Source organism: Streptomyces aureus (assembly GCF_001418135.1).
GTDB lineage: Bacteria > Actinomycetota > Actinomycetes > Streptomycetales > Streptomycetaceae > Streptomyces > Streptomyces aureus_A.
This window is the reverse complement of sequence record NZ_LIPQ01000027.1, coordinates 37,276-44,287: the sequence shown is the minus strand read 5'-3', so window position 1 is coordinate 44,287 and position 7,012 is coordinate 37,276. Positions and strand designations below refer to the sequence as shown.

Here is a 7,012-nt window from a genome sequence, read left to right as displayed (position 1 = left end):
GCGGGGCGGGGGGTCGTGCCGCAGGCGGTGGCCAGGGCTCCCGCGAGGGCGGCGGCCGCACCGGCCCGGAGGGCTCCGCGGCGGTCGATCGGCTTCACGCGACCATTTAAGGCCGATAGCGCCCGGTTTATTACGATTAGGCCAATTCAGGACGTTTACGGCTCGACGAGGGGCGTCCAACATGCGGACGACCCCGAGGAACAATCACAGAACCGCATAGTCATTCATTGTTTGCAAGGTGAGTGCCACACGTCACCAACGATTCACTATTAAAGTGTCCGTTTTTAGCACAGTTTGCCCCGGTAGGGACTTTTGGCGGTATGGCCACCTGTCTGCCATAGTCGGTGGCACGACCCCCATTGACCCGGGCCAGGTCGACATAGCAGCCGTGGATACACCCCCCCGTCCACGGCGCACCACACGAAAGCCCCCACGCGCCCCACCAGGGCGCACGGGGGCTTCCGTGTGTCCGGAGGGTGTCCCCGAGCCCTCAGGGGCGGTCGGCGACCCGCATCTCGAACCAGGTCGTCTTGCCGCGGGGCGCCAGGTCCACACCCCACCGGTCCGAGAGCTTGTCGACCAGGAAGAGCCCCCGGCCGCTCGTGTCGAGCTCGTGCACCGGCATCAGACAGGGCAGCCCGCGCGAGGGGTCCCGCACCTCGATCCGGATCCACCCCCGCCGCCGCTGCAACCGCAGCGCGAAGACCCGCGCACCAGTGTGCCGGACCGCGTTCCCGACGAGCTCCGACACCAGGAGCACCGCGTGCTCGGCGATCTGCGGGCCGAGTGCCCACTGCCGCAGCACGACGTGCTGGGTGAGTCTGCGGGCCACCCACGCGGATTCGGGCCGGGACGGCAGCCGGACATCCTCGTCCGCCGGATTACCGTACAACTCCACTGCGTCGGCGGCCTGTTCGTCCTCCGCGGCCGGTGACCACCGCGCTGCGGCGGCGCCAGTGCGCTGCCACGGTTGTTCCCTACCCTCCAGGCCCGCCATGCCCCCCATCATGGCCGCACGGAGCCGATCGCGGGGGCCGTTCCGGTGGAATCGGCCCCCACGAAGGGACGTCTGTCACGTCAGGCGAACTTCGCCTTCCCCGGGCCCTCCTCGACGAAGCTGCGCATCCCGTTCGCGCGGTCCTCCGTCGCGAACAGGCCCGCGAACCAGTTGCGCTCGATGGCGAGTCCGGTGTCGATGTCGGCCTCCAGGCCCTGGTCGATCGCCTCCTTCGCGGCCCGCAGCGCGACGGCCGGGCCCTGCGCCAGCTTGGCGGCCCAGGCGTGCGCCTGCTCGTACACCTCGGCGGCGGGGACGACCCGGTCGACCAGACCCAGCGTCAGGGCCTCGTCGGCCTTGACCATCCGGCCGGTGAAGATGAGGTCCTTGGCCTTGGAGGGGCCGACGAGCCGGGCCAGCCGCTGGGTGCCGCCGGCGCCGGGGATCAGGCCGAGGAGGATCTCCGGCTGGCCGAGCTTGGCGTTGTCGGCGGCGATCCGGTAGTCGGCGCAGAGCGCGAGCTCGCAGCCGCCCCCGAGGGCGTAGCCGGTGACGGCCGCGACGACGGGCTTGGGGATGCGGGCGACGGCGGTGAAGGAGTCCTGGAGGGCGCGGGAGCGCTTGACCATGGCCACGTGGTCCATGACCTGCATCTCCTTGATGTCCGCGCCCGCCGCGAACACCTTCTCGCCGCCGTAGATGATCACGGCCCGCACGTCGTCGCGGTCGGTCGCCTCCTGGGCGAGCTCCCGCAGCCGGTCCTGGGTGGCGATGTCCAGCGCGTTCATCGGGGGGCGGTCGAGGCGGATCGTGCCGACGCCTTCGGCGACTTCGAGGTTCACAGTCATGGGAGGAAGGTTAGTGTCCGTTAACGCCGGGGGGCCCGGTGCTGTTGCTCACAGCACCGGGCCCCTCGGACGTACGAGCGGTGGATTACTTGATCCACTCCGACCAGTCCATGTTCCAGCCGTTGAGGCCGTTCTCCGGCTGGATCTGCTTGTCCTTCGAGTTCTTCACGACGACCACGTCACCGATGATCGAGCGGTCGTAGAACCAGGCGGCCGGCATCGAGCCGTCGCCCGCGCCCCGCGCGTCCTGGAGGCCGACGCAGCCGTGGCTGACGTTGGCGGAGCCGAACGTGCCCGCCGAGGCCCAGTAGTTGCCGTGCACGAAGGTGCCCGAGGTGGACAGGCGCATCGCGTGCGGCACGTCCTTGATGTCGTACTCGCCGCCGAAGCCGACCGTGGCCCCGTTCATGCGGGTCACCTTGTACTTCTCGCTGATGACCATCTGACCGTTGTACGTGGTCGTGGACGGCGCGCCCGCGGTGATCGGGAGCGTCTTGATGATCTTGCCGTCGCGCTCGACCTTCATCGTCTTGGCGCTCGCGTCGACGGTGGAGACCTGACGGCGGCCGATGGTGAAGGTGATCGTCTTCTTCTGCTTGCCGTAGACGCCCGGGCGGCCCTCGACGCCGTCCAGGTTGAGGTGGACGGTCACCTTGGTGCCCGCGGCCCAGTAGTTCTCCGGCCGGAAGTCGAGGCGGTCGTTGCCGAACCAGTGGCCCTCGATCGGCACGGACGGCTCGGCCGTCACCTTGATGGCCTTCTCGACGGCCTCCGGGTCCGTGATGCCCCGGGTGAAGTTGATGGACACCGGCATGCCGACGCCGACGGTCGAACCGTCCTCCGGCGTGTACTGGCCGATGAAGGTGTTCTTCGGGACGAGGGTCGTGAAGGTGGTGTCCTTCGCCGACTCACGGCCGTCGGCGTCCTTCGCGATCGCGTGGACCTTGTACTGCGTGGCCGCGGCCAGGTGTGCGGTCGGCGACCAGCTGGCCCCGTCCGCCGAGATCCTGCCCTCGACCGCGGTGCCCTTGGAGTCGGCGACCGTGACCGTGGTCAGCTTGCCCTGCGCCGCGGTGACCTTGAGGACCCCGCTGGTGGCGACCGACTCGGCGCCGTCCTTCGGGAGGATCGTCACGACCGCCTGCGAGGCCGCGTTCTCCTGCTGGCCGCCGCCCTGGGCCGCCGGCCCCTGGCCCCCCGTACCGCCGCCGTTCGCCGTCTCGCCGCCGCCGCAGGCGGTGAGCACCAGAAGCAGTGCTCCCGCCGCCAGGGCCTGCAGCCTGACGCCCCCGCGTCGGCCGCGCCGCCCCGTCGCTCCGACCGATGCCCCCGATATCGGCTGCCCGTTCACTGTGGTCTTCTCCCCTCGCACGGCCCGGCACCGCCCGGCCCCACCCCCGTGCGCATCCACTCGCGCACACGGCGCTAGATAATCACACCGCAGGACACGAAAGATCCTCGTGAATGTCACCGTTCCGTCCCGATCGACCTGCTAAGACAACGAAAGAGGCCGAACGTGCCGGGCGGTACGAGGGGGACGGGGGCGTCAGCTCAGCGCGGAGCCGGCCTTCCACCGGTTCCACTCCATGTTCCAGCCTCCGAGGCCGTTGTCGGGAGCGACCTTTCGGTCACGGGAGTTGACCACTTCCACCACGTCGCCGATGAGGGTCCGCTCGAAGAACCAGCCCGCCGGGGACTCGGCGCTGCCGCCCTTGTCGTCCCTGAGCCCGACGCACCCGTGGCTGACGTTGGCGGAGCCGAAGGTGCTCGGATCGGCCCAGTAGTTGCCGTGCAGGAAGGTGCCCGATTCGGTGAGACGGATGGCGTGCGGTACGTCCTTGATGTCGTACTCTCCGCCGAAACCGACCGTGGCCCCGTTCATCCGGGTCACGTCGTACAGCTCGGTGACGACCATCTTCCCGTTGTACGTGGTGGTCTTCGGCGCTCCCGCGGTGATCGGCAGGGTGGCGAGGACGTCGCCGTCCCGCCTGACCTCCATGGTGTGGGCGGCGGCGTCGACCAGGGACACCTGGGAGCGGCCGACGGTGAAACCGATGGTCTTGCGCTGGATGCCGTACACGCCGGGTGCTCCCTCGACGTCCCGCAGGCCGAGTTCGACGGTGACCTCGGTGCCCGGCCTCCAGTACGTCGCAGGGCGGAAGTCGAGCCGCTCCTTGCCGAACCAGTGGCCGACGACCTCCACCGGCGGCACGGAGGTGACCCGGATGGCCCGCTCGACCGCCGCCCGGTTCTCGATCGGCATGTTGAAGCCGAAGGAAACGATCATGCCGGTGCCGACAGTGGAACGGTTCTCCGGCTTGAAGTAGCCGATGAAGCGGCTCTCGGGCACCACGGTGGTGAAGGTGGTGTGCCGGGCGGAGCGGCGGCCGTGCGCGTCGAGCGCGACGGCGTCCACGGTGTACTTCGCGGCCAGCGCCAGCCGGGTCTCCGGCCGGGGCCGCCAGCGCAGCCCGTCGGCGGAGATCTCCCCGGCCACCTGGGCCCGTCTGCCGTCCTCCACCTGGACGACGCTCACCCGTTCGAGTCGCCCGCTGTCCACCGTCACCTCGACCGGGCCCTCGGCCGGCAACCCCCGGCTGCCGTCCTCCGGGCTGACCCGGATGACGTCACCGGGGGCCCGTGCCTTGCCCGGCAGGCCGATGTCGATCCCGCCTTCACCGTCCGGCGCCGTGCAGCCCACGAGGCCCGCCAACAGTCCCGCCACCGCGAGGGCGTACCTCGCCCGCTTCCATACAAGTGTCACGCTCGGCCCAACGACAGGCACCCTCCAGGGGAAACGTGCGTGCGGGTCATGTTGGGAGCCGGGCTGTCCGGGCAGAACAGGGGGAGAACCACCCGCGGGAGCGGCGGCCGGGACGCCGCCGCTCCCCCGGGTGCGGGCCCGACGAGCCGCTGGAGGCCGGGACGGTGACGAGCGCAGCCGAGCAGGAGGCGGTACCTGACCATGCCCCGGAGCGGGCCGGGCCGCCCGTGTGGCCGGGCGCGCCGACGCCGCTCGGGGCCCGCTGCCGGGTCGGCCCCGACGGGGTGGCCGGCACCAACTTCGCCCTGTGGGCGGGCGGGGCGGAGGCCGTCGAGCTGTGCCTCTTCGGCCCGGACGGCACGGAGCTGCGGCTGCCGCTGACGGAGCTGACGCACGAGATCTGGCACGGGTTCGTGCCGGGGATCGGGGCCGGGCAGCGGTACGGCTACCGGGTGCACGGCCGCTGGGACCCCTGGACGGGGGCCCGCTGGAACCCGGCGAAGCTGCTCCTCGACCCGTACGCGCGGGCCGTGGACGGCGACTTCGGCGATTCCGGACTGCCGCCCGAGGTGTACGGGCACGTCCGGGACTGGCCGCAGCAGCATGTGGCCGACACCGTCCGCGACGAGCGGGACTCGGCGCCGTACGTCCCGAAGGGCGTCGTCGTCCAGGACGACGACGACTGGTCCGACGACCGCAGGCCCAAGACGCCCTGGCAGGACTCGGTCATCTACGAGCTGCACGTGAAGGGCTTCACCCGGCTCCACCCGGACATCCCCGAGCATCTGCGCGGCACGTACGCGGGTCTGGCGCACCCGGCGGCCGTCGAGCACCTCGTACGCCTCGGGGTGACGGCGGTGGAGCTGCTGCCGGTGCACCAGTTCGCGCACGAGGACCACCTCCTCCGGCGGGGCCTGCGCAACCACTGGGGCTACAACTCCATCGGCTACTTCGCCCCGCACGCCGGCTACTCCTCCTCGGGGACGACCGGCCAGCAGGTCGGCGAGTTCAAGCGGATGGTGCGGGCACTGCACGCGGCCGGGATCGAGGTCATCCTCGACGTGGTCTACAACCACACGGCGGAGGCGGGCGAGCTCGGCCCCACGCTCTCCCTGAAGGGCATCGACAACCGCGGCTACTACCGGCTCCAGTCCGACGCCCGCCGCTACGCGGACTACACCGGCTGCGGCAACACCCTGCACGTCGTGCAGCCGCAGGTGCTGCGGCTCATCACCGACAGCCTCCGCTACTGGGTCACGGAGATGGGCGTCGACGGCTTCCGCTTCGACCTGGCGGCCGCCCTGGCCCGCTCGATGCACGACGTCGACATGCTCTCCCCGTTCCTCGCGGTCATCGCCCAGGACCCGGTGCTCCGCCGGGTCAAACTCATCGCCGAACCGTGGGACGTGGGCAACGGCGGCTACCAGGTGGGTGCCTTCCCGCCGCTCTGGACGGAGTGGAACGACCGCTACCGGGACGCCGTGCGGGACTTCTGGCGCGGCGCGCTGCCCGACGTCCGGGACCTCGGCTACCGGCTCTCAGGCTCCAGCGACCTGTACGCCTGGGGCGGGCGCCGGCCGTACGCCTCCGTCAACTTCGTCACCGCGCACGACGGCTTCACCCTGCGGGACCTCGTCACGTACGAACGCAAGCACAACGAGGCCAACGGCGAGGGCAACCGCGACGGCACCCACGACAACCGCTCCTGGAACTGCGGGGTGGAGGGCGAGACCGACGACCCCGGCGTCAACGCCCTCCGTCTCCGCCAGCAGCGCAACCTCCTCACCACCCTGCTCCTCTCCACCGGCGTCCCGATGCTCGTCGCCGGCGACGAGATGGGCCGCACCCAGGGCGGCAACAACAACGCCTACTGCCAGGACAACGCCATCGGCTGGCTCGACTGGACCCTCCCGGACGCCCCCGGCCGGGCCCAGCTCCTCGCCCTGACGCGCCGACTGCTCGCCCTCCGCCACGACCATCCGGTCCTGCGCCGCCGCGCCTTCTTCTCCGGTCGTCCCCAGGGCGCGGACGGGCTGCGGGACCTGGCCTGGTTCACCGCGGAGGGCGCCGAGATGACGGAACCCGACTGGTACGCGCCGACGGCGACGCTCGGCCTCTATCTGTCGGGCCGTGACATACCGGGCCGGGACGAGCGCGGCGAGCAGATCACCGACGACAGCTTCCTCGCCGTCCTCCACGCGGGCCCCCGCCCGCTGGACTTCCGCCTCCCGGGCGCCCCGTGGGCGGAGACGTACGAACTGGTCGTGGACACGGGCCGCGAGGACCAGTCGGCGCCACCGGGCACGGAACACCCGGGCGGCGGGACCATCACGGTGGGGGCCAGGTCGGTGGTGCTGCTGCGGGTGCGGGCGTGAGGGGCCGCGGCCCTGTCGCCGGTGGGCC

Annotated in this window: 5 protein-coding genes; 1 reads left to right on the top strand and 4 read right to left on the bottom strand. The window is 71.1% G+C overall.

The window, feature by feature from the left end:
* Positions 1 to 490: 490 nt before the first annotated feature.
* From AOK00_RS03230 to AOK00_RS03215, 4 genes are all read right to left on the bottom strand, one after another.
* The gene (locus AOK00_RS03230) at positions 491 to 1,009 is read right to left on the bottom strand and encodes an ATP-binding protein (protein ID WP_437441382.1); all 519 of its coding nucleotides are present in this window, start codon (positions 1,007 to 1,009) and stop codon (positions 491 to 493) included.
* Positions 1,010 to 1,077: 68 nt separating this feature from the next.
* Entirely contained in the window at positions 1,078 to 1,845 is a 768-nt protein-coding gene (locus tag AOK00_RS03225; RefSeq protein ID WP_030320435.1) for an enoyl-CoA hydratase/isomerase family protein, read from the bottom strand.
* Between the two features lie 85 nt (positions 1,846 to 1,930).
* Positions 1,931 to 3,196 carry a L,D-transpeptidase gene (locus tag AOK00_RS03220; protein ID WP_079041820.1) on the bottom strand — a complete coding sequence of 422 codons (1,266 nt, stop codon included), beginning with the start codon at positions 3,194 to 3,196 and terminating at the stop codon, positions 1,931 to 1,933.
* 195 nt (positions 3,197 to 3,391) lie between these two features.
* On the bottom strand, positions 3,392 to 4,630 hold the full coding sequence (locus tag AOK00_RS03215; protein WP_107097300.1) for a L,D-transpeptidase family protein: 1,239 nt from the start codon (positions 4,628 to 4,630) through the stop codon (positions 3,392 to 3,394).
* 143 nt (positions 4,631 to 4,773) lie between these two features.
* Here AOK00_RS03215 and glgX point away from each other — a divergent pair, with 143 nt between their 5' ends.
* Positions 4,774 to 6,984 carry a glycogen debranching protein GlgX gene (gene glgX / locus AOK00_RS03210; protein ID WP_055598798.1) on the top strand — a complete coding sequence of 737 codons (2,211 nt, stop codon included), beginning with the start codon at positions 4,774 to 4,776 and terminating at the stop codon, positions 6,982 to 6,984.
* The last annotated feature ends 28 nt before the right edge of the window (positions 6,985 to 7,012 follow it).

What these genes read in the sequence shown, in the direction of transcription:
- AOK00_RS03230 (WP_437441382.1), bottom strand. Translation starts at nt 1,009, where the DNA reads ATGATGGGGGGCATGGCGGGCCTGGAGGGTAGGGAACAACCGTGGCAG.
- AOK00_RS03225 (WP_030320435.1), bottom strand. Translation starts at nt 1,845, where the DNA reads ATGACTGTGAACCTCGAAGTCGCCGAAGGCGTCGGCACGATCCGCCTC.